Genomic DNA, 19,858 nt, shown 5'->3' with positions numbered 1-19,858 from the left:
CCTACCAGATCGCCGCGAAGCGCGACGGCACTCGCCTGGTCGCGCTCTTCTCAGCGGAAGGCCGCGTGGCCGGTGAGCGCCTGTCCGACGACGAGGGTGTGCATCTCGGGAGTGCCTTCGTAGGTCAGGACCGACTCCAGGTTGGTCATGTGCCGGATCACGGGGAATTCCAGCGAGATGCCGTTGGCGCCGAGAACGGTGCGCGCGACGCGGCAGATCTCCAGCGCCTTGCCGACATTGTTCAGCTTGCCCATGCTGATCTCGTGCGGACGCACCGTGCCGGCGTCCTTGCGGCGGCCGAGGTGCAGGGCCAGCAACTGCCCGGTGGCGAGTTCGGCCGCCATGCCGGCGAGCTTGGCCTGCGTGAGCTGGAAGGCGGCGATCGGCCTGCCGAACTGGGTGCGCTGTCCGGCGTACTCCAGGGCGGCGGCGAACGCGGAGCGGGCCGCGCCCATGGCGCCCCAGACGATGCCGTAGCGGGCCTCGTTCAGGCAGGACAGCGGTCCCCTGAGGCCGCGTACCTCCGGGAACGCCGCGTCGGCGGGCAGCCGGACGCCGTCCAGGACGAGCTCGCTGGTGATCGAGGCGCGCAGGGACAGCTTGTGCTTGATCACCGGCGCGGAGAAGCCGGGGGTGCCGGTGGGGACGACGAACCCGCGGATGCCCTCGTCGGTGTTCGCCCAGACCACCGCGACGTCGGCGACCGAGCCGTTGGTGATCCACATCTTCCGCCCGTCGAGGATCCAGTCGTCGCCGTCGCGGCGGGCACGGGTGCGCATGGCCCCTGGATCGGACCCGTGATCGGGCTCGGTCAGGCCGAAGCAGCCGATGGCCTCGCCGGCCGCCATGCGGGGCAGCCACTCCTGCTTCTGCTCCTTGGTGCCGTGCTTCCAGATCGCGAACATCGCCAGCGACCCCTGCACCGACACCAGGGAGCGGATGCCCGAGTCGGACGCCTCCAGTTCCAGGCACGCCAGGCCGTAGTCCACCGCGCTCATGCCGGCGCAGCCGTATCCCTGCAGGTGCATGCCCAGGAGGCCGAGCGAGCCCAGCTCCTTGGCGAGGTCCCGGATCGAGGGCAGGCCGCCCTCCTCGAACCAGGTGGCGACGTACGGATCGATCAGCCGCGCGCACAGCTGGCGCACGGCGTCGCGTACGGCCTTCTCGTCGGAGCCGAGCAGGTCCTCGATGCCGATCGGGTCGAGCGGGTCGACGGGGGCGGGGCGGCCGGGAGCGGTCATGACGGTGTCTGTCCTGTCGTAGGGAGATCGATCGGGTCGAGATCCGCGAGCGACCCGTTACCGGAGGCGAGCCAGGCGCGCACGGCGGGGTCGTGTTCGCCGAGCGCCGGCGGCGGCCCCGCCGGGCGGACCAGGTCCTCGGAGTAGTCCACGGGGTGGCGCACCTGCGGTGCGCGATCGGAGCGGGGGCGTACGGCGGGTGCCAGGCCGAGGCGTTCGGCCAGGCGGAACGCGTCGGCGAGGTCCTGCACGCGGCCGGCCGGCACCTGCTCGGTGGTCAGCCGTTCCTGCCAGTCGGCCGCGTCCGCGGCGGCCAGGAGGCGTTCCAGCGCATCGACGAGCTCCTCGCGGTGGGCCACCCTGGCGGCGTTCGTCGCGAAGCGATCGTCGGTGGCCAGGCCGGGGTCGCCGAGCACGCGGGCCAGCCGGGCGAACTGGCCGTCGTTGCCGCAGGCCACGGCGAGCAGGCCGTCGCGGCAGCGCAGGGTCTCGTACGGGGCGATGGAGGGGTGCCGGTTGCCCATCCGCTTCGGCGGCACGCCGGTCTCCAGGTAGCCCTGCGCCTGGTTGACCAGCGCGGCCAGCAGGCTGGACAGCAGGTTCACTTCGACGTGGCATCCCCTGCCGGTGCCAGCCCGGGCGGCCAGCGCGGCCAGGATCCCGATGGTGGCGTCCTTGCCGGTCAGCACGTCGACCAGGGCCACGCCCGCCTTCGTCGGCTCTCCATCGGCCGCGCCGGTGATCGACATCAGTCCGCCCACCGCCTGGACGATGAAGTCGTAGCCCAGCAGGTCGGCCCCGGCGCCGGCGCCGAAGCCGCTGACGGAGCAGTAGACGACTCCCGGGTTCGTGGCCGCCACCTGCGCGTAGCCCAGGCCGCGCCGGTCGAGCGCGCCCGGTTTGAAGTTCTCCACGAGCACGTCGGCGCGCCGCGCCAGCTCGCAGGCGAGCGTCAGGTCCGCCGGATCGTCCAGGTCCAGCGTGACGCTCCGCTTGGAGCGGTTCACGCTCTCGAAGTAGGTCGACGACGTGGCCGACCACGGCGGGCCCCACGATCGGGTGTCGTCTCCCGTGCCGGGGCGCTCGACCTTGATCACGGTCGCTCCCAGGTCGGCCAGCGTCATCGTGCAGGACGGTCCGGCCAGCACGCGGCTGAAGTCGGCCACGAGAACACCGTGCAGCGGACGGGTCACGGCCGCGCCTCCGGTTCCCGCGGCGCGCCGATCGGCGGCTCTGGGTCGCGCATCACATCTCCTCGGTCGGGGTGCGGTTGCCGGGACGTCTCGAGGCTAGGACCGGGTGCGGCCCTCGTTCTTCGGATGTTCCGCCGGAGTTCGGCGATCACCGGGCGAAACCGATGAAGATCGCCGCACCGCCGACATCCGACCGATGAGTCGGACAAAATACGCAATGCAGATGTAAGCTCCCGAGGAGGAATCGCCCGCAACAAGCCCGGGACCTGGGGCTTGAGGTGCGGCTGTAGCGTGTGGAAACGGATCACCGGCCCGCCCCGGGCGTACGAAAGCAAAGGATCGACTCCCGCATGTCCGAGAAGGGCGCCGAGTTCGAAACCGGGTTCGGCGACCCCCACTGCCAGATCGAAGGCCCGGTCGTCAGTCTCGAGATGGACGGGGGCGCGACGTACACCGTGCCCGACGTGATCGAGGCGATGCCGGCGCTCGGCGCGGGTGCCGCGGGGACGTGACCGATGCCCCGGCTCGCCGAGCTCAGCCGCGCCCTCGGGCATGACCTGCGGCCCGTCTCCGCCGGGCCGCTGCCCGACCGCGTCGTGACCGGAGTGCACGTCAGTGAGCTGACCGATCCCACGCCGTACCTTGAGGGCGGCGAACTTCTCCTGACGACCGGCATGGGACTCACCGGACAGGCCGCGCAGGCACGGTCGTACACCGCCCGGCTGGCGGAGAAGGGGATCGCCGCCCTCGGTCTCGGGCTGGGCCCGATCTACCGGGAGGTGCCCGCCGTCCTGGCCGAGGCGTGCGAGGCGGCCGGGCTGCCGCTGCTGGTGGTGCCCGATCCCACGCCGTTCCTCCTGGTGGCGCGCACGTACTGGTCGCTGCTGGCCGAGGCCGGTCAGGAGGAGGCCGACGCGACCCTCGGCGCGCACCGTGAACTCGTCCGCGCGGCCGCGGGCCCCGACCCGGTGTCCGCCGTGGTCCGGACCCTCGCGGGCGCGGTCGAGGGGTGGGCCGCCCGGCTCACCCCGCAGGGACACATCGTGGAGGTCTGGCCCCCGGAACGCCGTCGCGTCGCGCGGCAGATCGCGGGGGTGCTGGCCCGGCTGCGCGCGGCCGGCCCGCACTCCTCGGCGACCCTGCCCATCGACGGGGACGACGTGGTCGTGCAGCCGCTCAGCGCACAGGGGCGGCTGACCGGGTTCGTCGCGATCGGCTGCCCCCCGCCCATGAGGGCGCGGGACCGGCAGCTCGTCCTGGCGGCCTGCTCGCTGCTGGCGCTGCGGGACGAGCGGGGACGGTCTCACGGGCGGGCGGCCCGGGCCGCCCGCGACGCGGTGGCGCGACTGTTGCTGCTGGGCTACTGCGACGCGGCGCGCGCCCTCGCCGCCGACCTCGGCATGCCCGCGCCGCCCTCACGCCTGCGCGTCCTCGCCGTCGCGGGGGCCGCCGCGGCCGGATCCGACCTGCTCGACGCGCTGGAGCAGACGCTGCCACGCGGGCATGGGCGGATCCTCGCCGCGGCCGGCCCCGGTGAGCTGTGGATGCTGCTCGCCGACCGGAACCGGCCGGCGGTCCAGGCCGTCGTCGCCGACTTCGTCGCCGCCGGTGCTCCGGCGGCGCGCGCGGTGCTGTCCCGTGAGCTGGCCGTCCGCGACCTGGCCCTGCACCTGCCCGCGCTGCGTGCCGCGCTCGCCCGGGCGGACGGGGGGTCGGTAAGGGACCTGGCCGCGGACGGGCGGCCGTCCGCCGGCTCGCCCGATCTGGAGCCGCTGCTGTCGTACGCGCGGGCGGATCTCGTCGGCGCCGTCGTCGCCTACCTTCGCCACCGGGGGCGTTGGGAGGACGCGGCCAGGGAGCTCTCCGTCCACCGCAACACCCTCCGGCACCGCATCGGCACCGCGGCCAAGGTGCTCGGCGCGGACCTCGACGATCCCGACGTGGCGAGCACGGTCTGGCTTCGCCTGAGAGAGCGAGGCCTGGCCTGAGACCGCGGTTTCTCCCGCTACCGAGGGCTCAGCGGCCGTCGAGGAGGGGCTGCCCGGGGTCCCAGCGGGTGCCTTCCGCGGCGTCCCTGCGGCGGCGGGCGATCGCCGACAGCGCCTCGAGGACGACCCGGTTGCCGAGGTACGCCGTGATGTCCGCGTGGTCGTACGGCGGGGCCACCTCGACGATCTCCAGGCCGACGACGGGCAGCTCGTAGCAGGTGCGGCGTACGGCGTCGAGGAGCTGGCGGGCCGACAGGCCGCCTGGCTCGGGCGTGCCGGTGCCCGGCGCGTGGCCCGGGTCGCAGACGTCCACGTCAACCGACAGGTAGACCCCGTCGCAGTCGTCGAGCGCGATCGCGTACGCCTCGGTGAGGCACTCGTCGAGGCCCCTGGCGACGATCTCGGTCATCTCGTACGACCGCATGCGCTGCCCGGCCATCCAGTCGAGGATGTCCGGCCCCGGCCAGTAGCCGCGCAGCCCGACCTGCAGGAAACGGTCGCCCCGGATGGCGCCCGACTCGATGAGCCGCCGCATCGGCTGCCCGTGGCCGTGCAGGTGGCCGAACTCGATGTCACCGGTGTCGGCGTGCGCGTCGAAATGGATCATCGAGATCCGGCCGAAGCCGTGGTGACGGGCCACACCGGTCGCGTCGGGCAGGGCGATCGTGTGGTCGCCGCCGAGGACGACGGGGATCGCCCCGGAGGCCGCGATCGCGGCGACCGCGTCCTCGATCGCGCGCAGGCTGCCTTCGATGTCCCCGGCGTAGGTCTCCACGTCCCCGGCGTCCAGCACCCGCAGGTCCTTGAGGGCGTCCACGCGCAGTGCCAGGCTCGGGCGGGAGCCGTCATGGGGGAGATAGCAGGTCTGGCGGATGGCGTTCGGGCCGAAGCGCGCACCCGGACGGTGGGAGGTGCCGCCGTCGAACGGCGCGCCCAGGATGACGACGTCGGCGTCCGCGTAGCCGGCGGGGTCGTCGAGGTCGCACCGCTCGACGCCGAGGAACGTGATGTCGGGGCCGAACATCTGGCCGTAGCGGGACAATCCAACTCCTGACGAAACCGGTCTTATCGGGTATCACATGCTATTAGCCGACAAGGTGGACATGGTGCGGGCCTCGACGATGAACGGGTCGAGCAGGCCCGGGGTGCTCGCGGCGGCGAGGCGCAGTGCCTCGGCGAGGTCCACGTCGCGCACCTGGTAGCCCTGCTTGCCCGCCGCGGTGGTCGCCGTCAGCGTCGCCAGGCGGGCCCGGCGCTGGAAGAACGACCGCTCGATGTTCCAGCCGATGACGCCGTCGCACTCCAGCACCACGCGGCGGCGCACGATCGAGCCCCAGCGGGTGACCAGGTAGCCGGACGTCAGTGCGTGGCCCAGTGAGCGGTAGCGGTCGGCGGCCAGCAGGGCCGTCAGCGGCAGCAGGGCGGCGGCGGTGAGCCACGTCCACGAGGGCAGGCCGGCCCACTCCCACGCCGCGAGCAGTGCGGCCAGCACCAGCGCGTGCACGCCGTACGCACGGGTGAACCTGCGGCGCAGCGCGGCCGGGCCGTGCGCGGTCAGGCCCGCGGTGACCGGCGAGGCGGCGGCCTCAGGCGTGCCGGAGGAGACGCGGGGGAGCACGAGCCGGGCCACCGACACGGCCCGCTCACGCGGCGCGGGTGGCAGCAGCATCGACCCGCCGCGCTGGGCGCCCTGCGCCGCGCGCAGGCCCGTGGTCACCGCCGCCAGGCGGGCCCCGCGTACGGCGCGCAGGAGCAGCGGCTCGCCGACCTCGACGCCGCGCAGCCGCCGTTCCTCGATGGTGGTGGCCCGCGTGGTCAGCAGTCCCCGGGTCACGTGCAGGGTGCCCTCGGCGTGCCGGGTCAGCCGGAAGTTCCCGAAGGCCAGCACGTAGCCGAGTGTGGAGGCGACGCTCACGAACACGACCAGCACGAGCACCACCGTCGCGATCTCCAGCGGGAGCGACATCGCGCTGAACCACCGCCAGGTCTCCCGGACGGGTCCGACTCTCCCGAGGTCGACGTTGCCCTCCGAGACCAGGCGGGACACGAAGCCGGCGACGACGCCCACGGTGACGAGCCCGGACATCGTGAACGGCCCGAACCTCACCCATTCGGGACGCATCCGCGCGAGCTCGGTCTCCGCCGCCGGCGTGCTCCCTGCGGGAGGCGTCACGGTGACCGCCGTGGTGGACGCGGTGGTGGAGGCAGCGGGAGAGCGGTGCAGCAGTTCCACGCGCAGGCGGGCGGCCTCGGCGGCGGTCAGCGCGTCGAGCTTGAGCCGGCCCTCGTGCCTGCGCTCCGACGTGCCCGTCCCCACCTCCACCCGGGCCAGGCCGAGCACGCGGTGCAGCACGTGGGAGGTGACGTCCACCGTGCGGACCCGGTCGCGGGGCACGGTCAGCACCTTCCGGGTCAGCAGGCCACGGCGGACCTGCACGTGCTCCGGGGTGATCCGATAGGTCGTGGTGAACCAGCGCAGCATGCCGAGCACGACCATGAGACCGACGCCGGCGACGCTCCACAGGTGCCCCTTCCCGCCGCTGCTCGACCCCGCGACCAGCAGGCCGAGCAGCGCCGGGGCGGCCCGTACGACCTCCTGGAAGGGGTGGACCACCAGCATCCGCGGGCTCAGCCGGCGCCAGACCGTCTCCACCACGGGGTCGATCACGTGGCGTCACCCGCCGTGGCCTGCGCGGCGGCCGTGAGGTCGGCGACCAGGCGCTGGGCGGTGTCCCGGTCGAGGCCGCCGACCTTGATCGGGCCGGCCGCGGAGGCGGTCGTGACGGTGACGTTGGCGAGGCGGAAGAGCTGCTCCAGCGGGCCGCGCTCGCTGTCCACGGTCTGGATGCGGGAGACGGGGGCGATGCGCCACTCCTGCTTGAACCAGCCCGACTGCGTGAAGACGGCCGCGGAAGTGGCCTCCCAGCGGTGCACCCGATAGCGCCACTGCGGCATCACCGTGACGTGCGCCACCGCGACGACGGCGGTGACGACGAGAGCGGCCACGTGCGTGGTGACGGGCAGGGCGTTCTCGTCGTCCATCACGAGCCAGAGCACCTGGGCCGCGATGACAACGAGCCAGCCGAGGGCGGCCCGGGCGGCCCAGTACCAGACGGCGGTACGGCTCACTTGGTGCCGGGGGGATCGGAGGGTCGGGGTGTCCACGTCCCAACTCTGCCCGATCGCCCGCGTTCCGGCGTAGTGGAGCCGATCCTGTCCTTCTCAGGACAAATGTCATGCCCCGGCGTCGTACGGCGGATCAGAGGGCGGACAGGAGCTTGTGGACGTGGGAGAGCGGGTCGACGCCCACCGGGCGGACGGCGACCGTGGTGACGCCCGCCTCCCACAGTGCCCTGACCTGCGCGGACGCCTCCTCCGGCGAGCCCGTCGCCATGACGACCTCCTCGGGTGGCACCTGCAGGAACGCCGCCTGCTCCTCCGCCGCGGGCCGCATGGCCTCCCGTGCGCCGTCGCCGACGTAGAGGTGGACGAACGCCACCACTTCGTGATCGCCGGTCGCGCCGATCCGCTCGATGGTCGACCGCACCCGCTCCGGGCCGAGGCCCTCGGGAAGGATCGTGCCCTCGGCCACCCGCCCCGACAGGGCCAGCGAGCGCGGGCTCACCACTCCGGCGAGGACCGGCGGCGGCTCGGCCGGCGGGTGGACGAGGCGGACGCCGTCCAGGCGCACCTCGCGTCCGTTAAGGGTGACGGTCTCGCCGCGCAGCAGCGCCCGTACGGACGTGATCGTCTCCTCCAGCAGCGACAGCGGGGACGAGGCGGCTGCGCCCACCTGGCGCATCCACGCCTGCACGCCGTGCCCGATGCCGGCGGCCAGCCGCCCGGGGTGCAGGCGGGCCAGGTTGGCCAGCTCCATCGCCAGGAGCATCGGATTGCGCAGGGGCGCCGGGGTGATGCCGATGCCCACGCGCAGGCGTGATGTCGCGGCCAGTGCCGTGGCGGCCGAGGAGATCCCGCCCGTCCAGCCGAGGTCCTCCACCACCCACAGGTCGCAGACCGCCGTGCCGTCGAGTTCCCCGGCGAACGCCGGGAGCGACTCCGGTGGCAGGTCGCGGTCGAAGACGACTCCAAGCCTCACGGACGGCCCTCCAGTTCAGGCGAGATCGGCTCTGCGGCTTTCCGAGTATCCAGGACCCGGGGACGCGCCGCACACGGGGGCCGCGAAGGCCGGACGGCGGAGGAGATGAGTGGTGCGGGGGAGGGCCGGGCCCGGACAGGGCCGGGCCCGGATCACGGCGTCACCGCGGACAGCGGATCACTCGCCCTCGGCGGGGCGGTTGGCCTTCTTGGCCTGCTTAGCCGAGCGGGCTTCCTTTATGGCCGTCCTCTTCGCCTTGCCGGTGGACTTCACCGGCTTCTTCTTCTGAGCGTCGTCAGCCATGATTCCCCCGAATGTACGAGGATGCGCCTTATGTGCGCATCTGTGGGGGTTGATACCCAAGAGGGGCGTGTGCCATCCGGTCTGCCTCCTCGCACCGGCGAGTCACGCTTGCCGGGTGCGATGTCCTGTCGGGCTCACGCCGATGTGCGCGGTCCGGGACGTGGGATCCTGCGGTACGCCTCGGGGTCGACCTCGCGGGTCGCGTTCCAGTAGGCGAGCAGCGGGAACGGCCAGCACTGCGACACGCGTCCCCTGCTGTTCTTGTACCAGCTGCTGACCTCGGCCGCGCCCCAGACCACTCGCTTGTTCTCGGCGTCGACGGCGTCGTTGTAGCTCAGGTAGGCGTCCTCGCGGCAGTCGAGGGCCGCGTCGCCGTCGCGCACCAGCCTCTCGACGACCTTGACGATGTATTCCATGGAGAGCTCCGTGAACAGCACGGTGCTCCCGTTCAGGACGTGGTTCGTGTTGGGGCCGTAGAGGAGGAACAGGTTGGGGAAGTGCGGGATGGTGACGCCGAGATACGCCCGCGCGTCGCCGTCCCAGAAGTCCTGGAGGTCCCGCTTCCCGGTGCCGGTGACCCGCATCGTCGACAGGAACTCCGAGGCGCTGAAGCCGGTGCTGTAGACGATGACGTCGAGCTCGTGCAGGGTTCCGTCCTCGGTGCGGATCCCGTTCGCCGTGAACTCCCGGATCCGGTCCGTCACGAGGGCGACGTCGTCCCGCTTGAGGGTCCGGGCCCAGCTCCCGTTGTCCCGCAGCAACCGCTTCGCGCCCGGCGGGTACGTCGGGATCACCCGGTCGAGCAGGTCCGGCCGGTCGGCGTACTGCGCGGCGAGATGCTCGGTCAGGGCCACGCGCAGGACCTCGTTCTGCGCGGAGACCGAGCCCTCCTTGGTCCACTCGGGATCGACCTCGGCGAAGCGGCGACGCCCCTCCACCGACGTCCAGAACTGGAAGAACCGGTACCACTGCGCGTAGTACGGCACATTGCGGAAGAGCCAGATGAGCTCCTCCTCGATCTCGTCCACGTACCGCGGGGTCGGCAGCGTCCAGGGAGGGTTGCGCTGGAAGACGGTCAGGTGCTCCACCTGCTCGGCGATCGCCGGGACGACCTGGAAGCCGGACGCGCCGGTGCCGATGACGCCCACGCGCAGACCCGTCAGGTCCACGTCGTGACGCCACCGTGCGGTGTGCCAGGTCTCGCCCCGGAACAGCTCCTGGCCCTCGAACCTCGGTACCAGCGGCTGGTTGAGCTGCCCCACGGCGCTGACGACTGCGTCGAAGACCTCGGTGGCCTCCGCCCCGTCGCCTGTGCGGTATCGCACCCGCCAGTTCGCGTCCGGCTCCTGGAAACCGAGCGCGACGACATGCGTCGAGAGCCGCAGGTGCGGGGCGAGGCCCGCGTCCTCGGCGAACTTCACGAGGTAGGCCTGGATGGACTCTCGGCTCGAGAAGTAGCACGGCCAGTCCGGCTTCTGCGCGAACGAGTAGCTGTAGGCGTAGTTGTGCGTGTCGAGCCGGCACCCCGGATAGGTGTTCTCGTACCAGGTCCCGCCGACGTCCGGGTTCTTGTCGAAGACCACGACCTCCACCCCGGCCTGCCTCAGCCGGTGAGCGGCGACGAGCCCGGACAGACCGGCGCCGATGACGGCGACGCGGAAGTCGCGCTCGGGATCGAGGTCCTTCAGCACCCAGCCGGGCGCGCCGCTGTCGTGTGGGATGTCGAGTTCGTGCGCCAGCAGGGGAAGGTAGGACTCGTCCGCCCCGTGGGAGATGAAGTCCAGCAGCCGGGTGAGGCGGGCCGGATCCGGCTCGGGGCCCGTCGCGAACCCCGAGTCGCGGAAACGTCGCAGCCCGTCGAGGCAGAGCGCGCGCGCCCACCGCTGCCGCTCCTCGTCGAGGCCGCCTTGGTGAAGGGCCCCCGCAGGCGGGATCACCGAGTCGGGGCGCAGGGCGGGATCGATGAACGCGTCGTCGTCCAGGATCTGCGCCAGCGTGGTGAGGAGGGCGGGAAGGTCGGCGGTCGCGACCGCGCTTTCGAGTCTCTCGTCGCTCCACTCGGCGTGGTCGGGCACCGGTGCGGTGACCCGGTCGACGGCAGCCTGGTCCATGGTGAGTCCTTCGGTGGGTGGGAGGAGGTCAGGGGAGGCCGGACCGGCGCCCTTTCCGGGGCGGGGGCGGGGCGGGGTCAGCTCGGGACGGTCAGCTCGGGATCGGGGGCTGGAGCCGCTCCTGGTGCCGCCGCCAGGCGTCGGAGAGCCACGGGACGTATTCACCGAGGGCCGCGAACGCCTCGGGCTCCCGGCCGGCGGGTGCGGCGGCCGCCACGTACCGGTCGGGGCGGACGAGGAGCGTCACCGGCTCGGCGAAGGAGCGGGAGCGGTCCGCCACGACGATCCGGCCGTCCGCCGCGCCGGGTGTCGCGCCGGGTGTCGCGTCGAGGGGGACGACCTCGATGCCCGCGCCCGCGGTGAACCGCAGCGCGTTCCACCCCGTGCCGAGCACCGTGTCCAGCGGTGCGGTCTCGCCCCCGGGCAGGAGGACCGCCGGCTGGGAGAGGGCACGGCCGACGACGCCGGCGACGGGCTTGGGCAGCTCGCCGGGGACCGGGGCGACGCAGCCGCCGGTGAAGTGCGGCTGCCTGAGGAACTTCATCGCCGTGATCCAGCTCTTCAGCGACGGCACCAGACCGGTGCCGCGCAGCAGCAGGTCGCGCGTCAGGGTGACCTTCGCATCCGTGCTCATGACGATCTGCCCGATCCGCCGCGACAGCTTGACCATCTGCTCGGCGTGGGGGCGCCGCTCGGTCTCGTACGTCGCCACCAGCGCGTCCGTCCCGGTGCCGTGGACGGCGGCGGCGATCTTCCAGGCGAGGTTGGCGGCGTCGCGGATGCCGGCGTTCATCCCCTGTCCCGCGAACGGCGGCATCATGTGCGCGGCGTCGCCGGCGAGCAGGACGCGGCCCTGGCGGTAGCGCAGCGCGACGCGCTGGTGCGCGACGTAGACCCTCGCCCGCCGGATGTCCTCGGGGGCGATGCGGCGGTGCAGGTACGGCTCGACGAGCGTCGCCACCATGTCGGGGGTGGTCACCTGCTCGGCGGTCTCACCGGGCAGGAGCATGAACTCGAACCGGCAGCGTCCCTTGACGCCCGGGACGACCACGGCGGGCCGGGTGCCGTTGCAGTGGAACTCGGCGAACCTCTCGTGCTCGCCGGTGCCCAGCAGGTCGACGACGATCCACTCCTCGACCTGCGTGGAGCCCTCCATCGGAATGCCCAGCTGGCACCTGACGGGACTGCGCCCGCCGTCGCAGGCGATGACCCACTTGGCGTGCACGACGGTCCTGCCCTGCGGGCCCAGGACCGTCGTCTCCACGTGGTCGCCGGCGTCCCGCACGGAGAAGGCCTCCGTCTCGAAGCGGAGCGTGACACGGTCGCGCCCGCGGACGGCGTCGAGCAGCAGCTCCTCCAGCACCGGCTGGTCGAACTGGGACTTGCCCGGCTGCCCGAGCCGGGAGCTCGCCGGGCGGACCTCGGCCAGCAGCCGCCCGTCCCGGCCGAAATAACGCGCTCCGGTGTCCAGCAGCGTCTCCGGCCTGAGCCGGTCCATGATGCCGATCTGCTGCATCACCCGCAGTGTCTCGTCCGCGACGCTGATCGCCCGCGGCTCGTCGCAGGTGCCCGGGTTCTTCTCCACGACCACGACACGCACGCCGTGGTCGGCGAGGAGGGCTGCGGCGGTCAGCCCGGTGGGCCCGGCCCCGACGATCAGTACATCGGTGTCCATGACAGGGTGCATCGACTGTCTACCTTCCGACGCTGGATTCCGGGTCGACTGGCCTCAGCGCTCGCGCCGGACGGTGTTGCGCAGGACTCCGAGACCGGTGATCTCCACCTCGACCACGTCGCCCTCGGAGAGCAGGCCCTGCGGGTCCATGAACATGCCGACCCCGCCCGGCGTGCCGGTGACGATCACGTCGCCGGGAGCCAGCCGGGTGAACCCCGTGACGTGCGCGATCAGCTCGGGGATGCCGAAGTACAGGTCTCCGACGGAGGCCTTCTGGCGCACGTCGCCGTTGACCCTCGTCTCCAGCACGAGCTCGTCGACCTTCCCGAGGTCCGTGGCGGACACGAGATAGGGCCCGAACGCGCCCGTTCCCGGGAAGTTCTTGCCCGGGATCCACTGGCTCGTGGCGCGTTGCCAGTCACGGACGGTGAAGTCGTTGTAGACGGCGTATCCGGCGATGTGGTCCCAGGCGTCGGCCTCACCGACGTGGAAGGCCTCCTTGCCGATCACCAGCGCCAGCTCGCCCTCGTAGTCGAACTGGGTGGTCGACGCGGGCATGAGCGCGGGCCGCAGGTGACCGATCTGGGTGTCCGCGAAGCGGGTGAAGACCGTGGGGGCCTTCTGCTCGGTGCGGCCCGTCTCCTGCTGGTGGCTGCGGTAGTTGACGCCGATGCAGATGATCTTCGACGGGTTGGTGATCGCAGGGAGGAACTCGATCTCGGCCTCCGGCCGAGCCGGCGCGTCCAGGTAGCGGTCCCCGACCTGGCCGAAGACGCCCGAGACCACGGCGTCGCGCAGATCGGCCGCGAGGCCGAGCCCGGAGGGGCCGAGGTCGTAGGCGGTCCCTGCGACGATCACTCCCCAGGTGGGCGATCCGTCGGGGGCGGAGAAGCTGGCGTGGTGCATGGGTGTTCCTTCGGTGGGGCGTTGGTGATGAGAGAGGCGATCCGCGGGGGACGCGCGTCAGGCCACGTACGAGATGGCGTCGAGCAGCTTCTCTGTGGTCGGGTCGGCCTCGACGGCCAGGCACTCGGCCGCGATCACGCGGTCGGGGCGGAGGAAGAGAACCGAGTAGGGCTTGTCGTCGAACCACTTCTTGACCCGGCCCAGGGCGTCGCCGATGACCGTGACGCCAGGGGAGGCGTTGGCGGCCGTCCACTCGCGCTGCACCTCGGGCACCACCTGGACGAAGGCCGCACCGAGACGTTCGAGCGCCTCGACGGACTTCTCGGACAGGATCCGGCGCGGGTCGTTGTTCCAGGTCAGGACGGCCCATCGCAGGCCGATGACGTCGTCGAGTAGTTTCACCGCTCCGTCGGGCGCGGACACCTTCGGCTGGATGAACAGCCTGCCCGCCGAGCGGTTCACGCCGTGCACCGGGAGGATCGACCTCGACTTGTGGATCTCGGTCCGCACCACGGCGCCGCGGGTGTAGGTCGGCATCGGCTTGAAGCGCATCGAGGCGACGTAGCGCTTGACCGGCGGGAGATAGTCGACCGCGGTCCCGACGACGGTGCGGGCCACCTCGCGCAGCCGGCCGCGGGAGGCGAACGCCTTGCCCATGCCGACCGACAGTTCGACCATGCCGCGCACGTGGTCACGGCGCTCGATCTCGTAGGTGTCGAGCAGCGCGGGCGACGAGGTGCCCTCCAGCACCGCGGCGAGCTTCCAGCCGAGGTTCACGGCGTCGCGGATGCAGGAGTTCCAGCCCTGGCCGGCGTTCACCGGCATGACGTGCGCCGCGTCGCCCGCGATGAAGACGCGGCCACGACGGAAGGCCGAGGCGATCCGCGCGTTGTGGGTGTAGACCCGCCTGCGGATGATGTTGAGCCGTTCAGGGCTGCGCACGTGGTCGGCGAGCAGGCCGCGCACGAAGGCGTCCGACTCGGCCAGCTCGTTGTCCTCGTCGTCGCCGAGCATGAACTCCCAGCGGCGGATGCCGTGCGGCAGCCCGAAGGTGGCCCAGCTTCGTACGGGATCGGCTCCGAAGATCGCGTTCGGGGTGCCGAGCGGGTCGTCGGCGACGTCGATGACGAGGCAGCGGTCGGGCAGCGTGACGCCCTCGAAGTTGGCGCCCAGCCAATCCCTGGTGAACGAGCGGCCACCCTCCGCGCCGACCATGTATTCGGCCGTGACCCGGGTGACCTCGCCGGAGTCGACGTCCTGGATCGTGCAGACGACCTGCTCGGCGGTCTGCTCGATCTTGAGGAGCTCGTGTCCGAGCCGCACGTCGACGTGCGGGAAGCGGTCGAGACCGGTGAGCAGCGCCCGGTCGACGAGGGGCTGGATGAAGCCGTTGCGGCGCGACCAGCCGAACTCGTCGGTCTGCGGCGCCATCTCGGCGATGACTTTGCCCTGGGCGTTGACCGCCCGCACCATGTGGTGCGGGACCGTGTGCGGGAGGACCTTGTCGACGAGGTCGATGGCCTGCATCGAGCGCAGGGCCTCGTCGTCGATGCCGATCGCGCGCGGGTAGTCGATGAGATCGTGGAGCCGCTCGATGATCAGGGTTCGCACGCCGTAACGCCCGAGCAGGTTGGACAGCGTCAGGCCCGTCGGGCCGGCCCCGACGATGACGACCTGGTAATCAGCGGCACTCATGCTCGATAACTCCCGATAAGAAGCTGTGTTGCCCGGGCCACGAGGCCCACGTCGCTGCCGAGCCCGACGAAGTCGGCCTGCCCGGAGCCGGTCATGCGGCGGGCGTACTCGCCCGAGACGCAGAAGATACCGACGTCGACGCCGGCCTCGCGGGCGGCGGCGACGACGAGGTCGATGGCGTCCTTGACCGGGCCGTCCTCCCAGTCCAGACGCGGCGGGTGGCCCATCGTGAGGGCCAGGTCGGCAGGGCCGATGTAGACACCGTCGAGGCCGGCGACGGTGAGGATCTCGCGTCGCCGCTCGACCCCGAGGGCCGACTCGATCTGGACGTACGCGCGCACGCTCGCGTTGGCCGAGGCGCACATGTCCGGCCCCTGGTAGAGCCCGGGGCGCTGGGGACCGAGGCTCCTGGCTCCGACCGGCGCGAACTTCGTCGCGGCCACCAGGGCGCGGGCCTGCTCGGCGCTCTCGACGCAGGGGGCGATGATCCCTCCCGCGCCCGCGTCGAGGACGGCGCCGATGACGCCCGAGTCGATGCCTGGCACCCGCACCAGCGTGCGGCTCAGGGAGCCGGGCACCGAGCGGATGATCCGGGTCGCCGAGCCGAGGTCGTGCTCACCGTGCTGCATGTCCACGACCACGCCGGTGAACCCGCCGGCCACCGCGTGCTCGGCGATCAGCTGCGATCCGACGCTCAGGTGCAGGAACGCGGGTGCGCTCACCTGCCCTCATCCTCCGTGCCGGCGACCTCCGGACTCGCGACCACGGGCCTCGGCGCGTCGGCGTTGGTGAACACCGGCACGACGCGCCGCTCGGCGAGCAGCCACTCGTCGCCCACCTTCTCGAAGGTGTCGTGATACTCGCCCACGCTCGCGGGGGTCGCCGCGTTGGCGTGGGTGTCGCGGAAGGCCACGTAGTAGGAGGTGGCGCACAGGCGTCCCTCGCTCCAGAACACGCGGATGTTGCTCAGCACGTGGCGGACCTTGCTGGGGTTGCCCAGGCGCCGGATGCCCCACTGCCTGATGGCGTCGCGCCCGACCATGGTGCCCATCGGCCCCTCGGAGCGGCACTTCTCGCCGTACAGCTCCCAGAGGGTGTCGGTCAGGCCGTGGTCGTTGCGGTAGGCGTGCTCGGCGAGCAGCGCCATCACGGCCAGGCGGTCCTCGGTGCTCACACTGGTCATCAGTTCACTCCTCGGCGAAGCGCGCGGTCACGGACCCCACGCCGGTGATGTCGGCCCGGTAGAGCGGCCCGAAATCGAAATCCATGATCAGACCGATCGAGCCGGGCAGGAGAAGCTCGCCGGCCTGCAACGGGACGTCCTGCTCGCAGGCGGTGCGGGCCAGCCAGGCGATGGCGTTGATCGGGTTGCCCATGACGTTGCTGCCGACGCCGGAGGTGATCTCCACGCCGTCCCGGGTGAGGGACAGGCGGACGTCCCGGAGGTCCACCTTCCCGTAGGGCTGTCTGGCGCCCAGGATGATCCCGGCGCAGGCGGCGTTGTCGGCGATCGTGTCGACGATCTTCATGCCGTAGTTCTCGTAGTGGCAGTCGACCAGTTCGAACGCCGGCGCGATGTAGTCGATCGCATCCTCGATCGTTGGGATGTCCCAGGCGTGCAGGTCCTTCTTGAGGGCGAAGGCGACCTCGGCCTCGATCTTCGGCTTGACGTAGTCCTTCGGGTCGAACACGACTCCGTCGTGGAAGACCATGTCGTTCATGATCGTTCCGTAGTCGGGCTCGTGCACGCCCGCCTTGGCCTGGACCAGGGGGTTGGTGAGACCGACCTTGCGCCCGACGCGGGTCCGTCCCGAGGCGATCTTGCGCTGGACGATCCGGCGCTGGATCTCGTACGCCGAGTCGACGTCGTCGTCGGCGATGAATTCTCGGACGAACGGCATGCGGGTCCGGTTGACGTTCGCCTCCCAGAGGAGGTCGGTCACCGTGTCGAGAACCCCGCTCATGACGCCTGCTCCCGGAGGAATCGGAGGACCGCCGCGTTGAACTGCTCGGGTTCCTCCCACTGCGGCCAGTGGGCGGCGCCCTCGACGAGCACGAACCGGCCGTGCGGCATCTTCTCGGCCAGGGCGCGCCCCACGCCGGGGTCGCCCGACGGCTCGTGGTCGGTCCAGACCAGCAAGGCCGGCAGCGGCTGGTTCTCGTAGTCGGCGTCCGTGACGCTGTTGCGCCGCCTGATCTCGGGATCCTGCAGGGCGAGGATCGCGTTCATCGAGTCGATGAACCCGGGCTGGGCGTAGATGGCCTGGCGCACCGCGACGAGTTCGTCGCTGATCGCCTCGGCGTCGTGGATGACGACGTTGAGGCGTGCCTTGACGTTCTCCCAGGAGGGGTCCTCGACCGACCGGCGCGACATGCTCTGGGCCCGCGCCATCCGGTCGGCCGGGATCATGCGCCCGCCGGGCGCGCTCAGGATCAGGGAGGCGAAGCGCTCGGGGTGCCGCCGCGCCACCTTGAGGGCGATCCAGCCGCCGAGGGACTCCCCGCACAGGTGGGGCTTGTCCAGGCCGTAGTGGTCCATGAGCGCGAGCAGGTGCTCGATGTAGTCGGCGATCTCGAGCGTGCCCTTCACCAGCGTCGAGTAGCCGTGGCCCGGGTAGTCGTACGCGATGATCTGGTAGTGCTCGCCGAGCGCGCGCAGGTTGTGCGTGTAGGCCTCGATGTGCCCGCTCGTACCGGCGAGCATGAGGATGGTCTGGTCGCCCCGGCCCATGCGGAGCACGCGGGTGCGGATCCCCCCGATCTCGGGGAACTCCAGGACGTGGGGCAGATCGGCGATCTGTGCCCACAGGGTCCGGTGGTGAACGTCGCGGATCGTCATGCGAGCGACCTCGCCGTGACCACGCCGAAGCCGGCACCCCAGGGGACGGAGGACCAGTAGCCCTCGTTCACCGTCTTGTACTCGCCGAGGGCCGACAGCGCCGAGAACGCGGCCAGCCACGTGCGCACCTCCTGCGCCCCGGATCCGCCCTCGCGCGTGATCCAGTCGCCCCGCCACTCGTCGGCCTGGGCCAGATCGTTCGACCCCAGGACGCGCAGGATCTCGCGGTCGAAGGCCTCGTTGACCGGCTTGCAGTCGCCCTCGCCCCGGGCGTGCGCGTGCGCGGCCCGCATGATCATGGCCTCGCGCTCGGCGCGCTGCTCGGGGGTGACGACGGCGCTCGTCAGCCGCTGACGCACCGGCTCGGGGGCGGTGTCGAAAACCGCGATCGGCGGGTCGTGGGACAGGCCTCCCGAGGCGAGGAAGAGCACCCGCTTGCCGAGTTGTTCCGCCGTCCTGCCCACCGCCTCACCGAAGAGGCGGATCCGCCCCATCGGGCCCAGCGGAAGGCCCACACAGTTCACGAAGATCGGCACAAAGGGTTTGGTGAATTCCTTGCCGAAGATGAACTCCATCGACTGAAGCATTCCGTGGTCGACTTTCAACCGCTCCGAGCGCGGCACGTCGATGCCCTGGGCCAGTACGCCGGCGTGAAGACGTCGCGCGGTTTCCGAGTCGACGGGAAGAGGCCCGTGCCGCGTTCCCCAGTCCCCGATGCCCTCGGCCTGAGCGCCGATGCAGAACGACGGCATCATTTCGTACAGCACGCCATTGAAATGGTCGGGGCCGAACGAGACCACTACCTCCGGATCGAACTCGGCCACGAACTCCTTGACGCCTTCGATCGCATCGAGGATCTCTTCGTAGATCGTCCCGCCGGGATCGACCCTGCCCAGGGTCGGAGCATGGCTCATTGCCGCCAACGCGAAGCTCACGGGTCCTCGCCCCCCTCACTAGAATCGCGGTTCCAGAATCAACGTACTAGCAGGTTGACGCTGTTGCAAGGCCCGGTGTCGCCTCGTCGGACTCCTCCTCGCCCATGCCGGGGGCGGTGTGGCCCACGGGTGCGGGAGCGGGAAGCGGGGGCCCGGGGAGGACCATGTGGCGGCCCTGGCCTCGCGTACACTCCCCCTATGGCGCAAGGCACTTCACGGCGGGCGAGATCCGAGAACTCCAAGGAGCAGATCCTTCAGGCGGCGCTGCGCCTCGCCGTCGAGCGGGGTTACGAGGGCACGACGATGGCGGACGTCAGCGCGGAGTCGGGCCTGCCCATCGGCTCGGTGTACTGGCACTTCAAGAACAAGGAGCAGCTCTTCGTCGAACTGCTCGAGCACAGCTACGCCGAATGGATCAAGATCCACTCAGGCCCTATCGCGGTCCGCGACAAGGTGACGCGCGGCATCGCCGGCCAGGTCCGCGAGGACCCCGGCGGTTACTCCCGCGAAGAGGCGCTGTTGAAGGTCGCGATGATTCTGGCCCTCGACAAGCGTCTCGGCGGCCTCGGTGAGGACAGCGAGGTCCGCCGGACGTATATAAGAATCCGGTCCAAGATGTTCGAGATCAATGTCAGGCATCTCGCGGATTCGCTGCCTCCGGACGTGGTCGAGGCGTTTCCCGAATTGCCGGAGAAGTTGGCGGTGCTCAGTCTCGCCCTCACCGACGGCTTTTATGTGCACGCCAACTCGGCCATTCGCATTGATTTCGCCGAGTACGCCGACCTCGCCGCCCTGGCACTCGAAGGATTGGTCGACCGGTATGTGAATCTCGCGCGCGAGCGCAAATCCGTCTCCACCGCCGCCGGCTGATCA

19 protein-coding genes are annotated in these 19,858 nt (G+C 71.3%); 3 read left to right on the top strand and 16 right to left on the bottom strand.

The genetic code is table 11. The features are described 5' to 3' along the window. Window positions 1–50 precede the first annotated feature (50 nt). Window positions 51–1,241 (bottom strand): acyl-CoA dehydrogenase family protein, encoded by a 1,191-nt coding sequence (locus HHX30_RS12940; protein ID WP_169982134.1) that lies wholly within the window; start codon window positions 1,239–1,241, stop codon window positions 51–53. Next, window positions 1,238–2,434: a CaiB/BaiF CoA-transferase family protein gene (locus HHX30_RS12935; RefSeq protein ID WP_169982133.1), complete on the bottom strand. Its 1,197-nt coding sequence runs from the start codon at window positions 2,432–2,434 to the stop codon at window positions 1,238–1,240. Before HHX30_RS12935 ends, HHX30_RS12940 begins: the two co-directional genes overlap by 4 nt. 350 nt (window positions 2,435–2,784) lie before the next feature. Between HHX30_RS12935 and HHX30_RS12930 the strand changes: the two genes are divergently transcribed. Beyond that, entirely contained in the window at window positions 2,785–2,946 is a 162-nt protein-coding gene (locus HHX30_RS12930) for a hypothetical protein (RefSeq protein WP_169982132.1), read from the top strand. 3 nt (window positions 2,947–2,949) lie between these two features. After that, window positions 2,950–4,422 carry a PucR family transcriptional regulator gene (locus HHX30_RS12925; RefSeq protein WP_169982131.1) on the top strand — a complete coding sequence of 491 codons (1,473 nt, stop codon included), beginning with the start codon at window positions 2,950–2,952 and terminating at the stop codon, window positions 4,420–4,422. Window positions 4,423–4,450: 28 nt separating this feature from the next. Here HHX30_RS12925 and speB read toward each other — a convergent pair whose 3' ends face one another. The 14 genes from speB to HHX30_RS12860 form a co-directional block, all read right to left on the bottom strand. After that, on the bottom strand, window positions 4,451–5,464 hold the full coding sequence (gene speB, locus HHX30_RS12920) for an agmatinase (protein ID WP_169982130.1): 1,014 nt from the start codon (window positions 5,462–5,464) through the stop codon (window positions 4,451–4,453). A gap of 33 nt (window positions 5,465–5,497) precedes the next feature. After that, window positions 5,498–7,090 carry a PH domain-containing protein gene (locus tag HHX30_RS12915; RefSeq protein WP_211591919.1) on the bottom strand — a complete coding sequence of 531 codons (1,593 nt, stop codon included), beginning with the start codon at window positions 7,088–7,090 and terminating at the stop codon, window positions 5,498–5,500. Next, entirely contained in the window at window positions 7,087–7,587 is a 501-nt protein-coding gene (locus HHX30_RS12910; protein WP_311922345.1) for a PH domain-containing protein, read from the bottom strand. Before HHX30_RS12910 ends, HHX30_RS12915 begins: the two co-directional genes overlap by 4 nt. A 94-nt stretch (window positions 7,588–7,681) precedes the next feature. Next, window positions 7,682–8,521 (bottom strand): LLM class flavin-dependent oxidoreductase, encoded by an 840-nt coding sequence (locus HHX30_RS12905; protein WP_169982129.1) that lies wholly within the window; start codon window positions 8,519–8,521, stop codon window positions 7,682–7,684. 177 nt (window positions 8,522–8,698) lie between these two features. Then, complete coding sequence (locus HHX30_RS42645; protein ID WP_259401520.1) at window positions 8,699–8,824, bottom strand: hypothetical protein; 126 nt, start codon at window positions 8,822–8,824, stop codon at window positions 8,699–8,701. 134 nt (window positions 8,825–8,958) lie between these two features. Further along, window positions 8,959–10,935 (bottom strand): NAD(P)/FAD-dependent oxidoreductase, encoded by a 1,977-nt coding sequence (locus HHX30_RS12900; protein WP_169982128.1) that lies wholly within the window; start codon window positions 10,933–10,935, stop codon window positions 8,959–8,961. 91 nt (window positions 10,936–11,026) lie between these two features. Beyond that, window positions 11,027–12,622, bottom strand: a complete 1,596-nt coding sequence (locus HHX30_RS12895; protein WP_283246754.1) for an FAD-dependent monooxygenase — start codon at window positions 12,620–12,622, stop codon at window positions 11,027–11,029. Between the two features lie 42 nt (window positions 12,623–12,664). Further along, a complete protein-coding gene (locus HHX30_RS12890; protein WP_169982126.1) occupies window positions 12,665–13,516 on the bottom strand; it encodes a fumarylacetoacetate hydrolase family protein in 852 nt (283 codons plus the stop codon). Window positions 13,517–13,573: 57 nt separating this feature from the next. Beyond that, window positions 13,574–15,211: a bifunctional 3-(3-hydroxy-phenyl)propionate/3-hydroxycinnamic acid hydroxylase gene (locus HHX30_RS12885; protein WP_169982125.1), complete on the bottom strand. Its 1,638-nt coding sequence runs from the start codon at window positions 15,209–15,211 to the stop codon at window positions 13,574–13,576. Further along, a complete protein-coding gene (locus HHX30_RS12880) occupies window positions 15,208–15,933 on the bottom strand; it encodes an aldolase/citrate lyase family protein (protein ID WP_169982124.1) in 726 nt (241 codons plus the stop codon). The genes HHX30_RS12885 and HHX30_RS12880 overlap by 4 nt, the downstream gene beginning before the upstream one ends. Beyond that, complete coding sequence (locus tag HHX30_RS12875; RefSeq protein WP_169982123.1) at window positions 15,930–16,394, bottom strand: nuclear transport factor 2 family protein; 465 nt, start codon at window positions 16,392–16,394, stop codon at window positions 15,930–15,932. The genes HHX30_RS12880 and HHX30_RS12875 overlap by 4 nt, the downstream gene beginning before the upstream one ends. 4 nt (window positions 16,395–16,398) lie before the next feature. Then, on the bottom strand, window positions 16,399–17,175 hold the full coding sequence (locus HHX30_RS12870; protein WP_169982122.1) for a 2-keto-4-pentenoate hydratase: 777 nt from the start codon (window positions 17,173–17,175) through the stop codon (window positions 16,399–16,401). Then, window positions 17,172–18,050, bottom strand: a complete 879-nt coding sequence (locus HHX30_RS12865) for an alpha/beta fold hydrolase (protein WP_169982121.1) — start codon at window positions 18,048–18,050, stop codon at window positions 17,172–17,174. The genes HHX30_RS12870 and HHX30_RS12865 overlap by 4 nt, the downstream gene beginning before the upstream one ends. Then, the gene (locus HHX30_RS12860; protein ID WP_169982120.1) at window positions 18,047–18,985 is read right to left on the bottom strand and encodes a 3-carboxyethylcatechol 2,3-dioxygenase; all 939 of its coding nucleotides are present in this window, start codon (window positions 18,983–18,985) and stop codon (window positions 18,047–18,049) included. The genes HHX30_RS12865 and HHX30_RS12860 overlap by 4 nt, the downstream gene beginning before the upstream one ends. 198 nt (window positions 18,986–19,183) lie before the next feature. Between HHX30_RS12860 and HHX30_RS12855 the strand changes: the two genes are divergently transcribed. Next, window positions 19,184–19,855: a TetR family transcriptional regulator gene (locus HHX30_RS12855; RefSeq protein WP_169982119.1), complete on the top strand. Its 672-nt coding sequence runs from the start codon at window positions 19,184–19,186 to the stop codon at window positions 19,853–19,855. Window positions 19,856–19,858: the final 3 nt, after the last annotated feature.

The organism is Microbispora sp. H10836 (assembly GCF_012999525.1).
In the GTDB taxonomy this organism is placed as follows: Bacteria; Actinomycetota; Actinomycetes; order Streptosporangiales; family Streptosporangiaceae; genus Microbispora.
The sequence above is the reverse complement of the archived record's forward strand: the minus strand, read 5'-3'. Positions and strand labels throughout refer to the sequence as shown.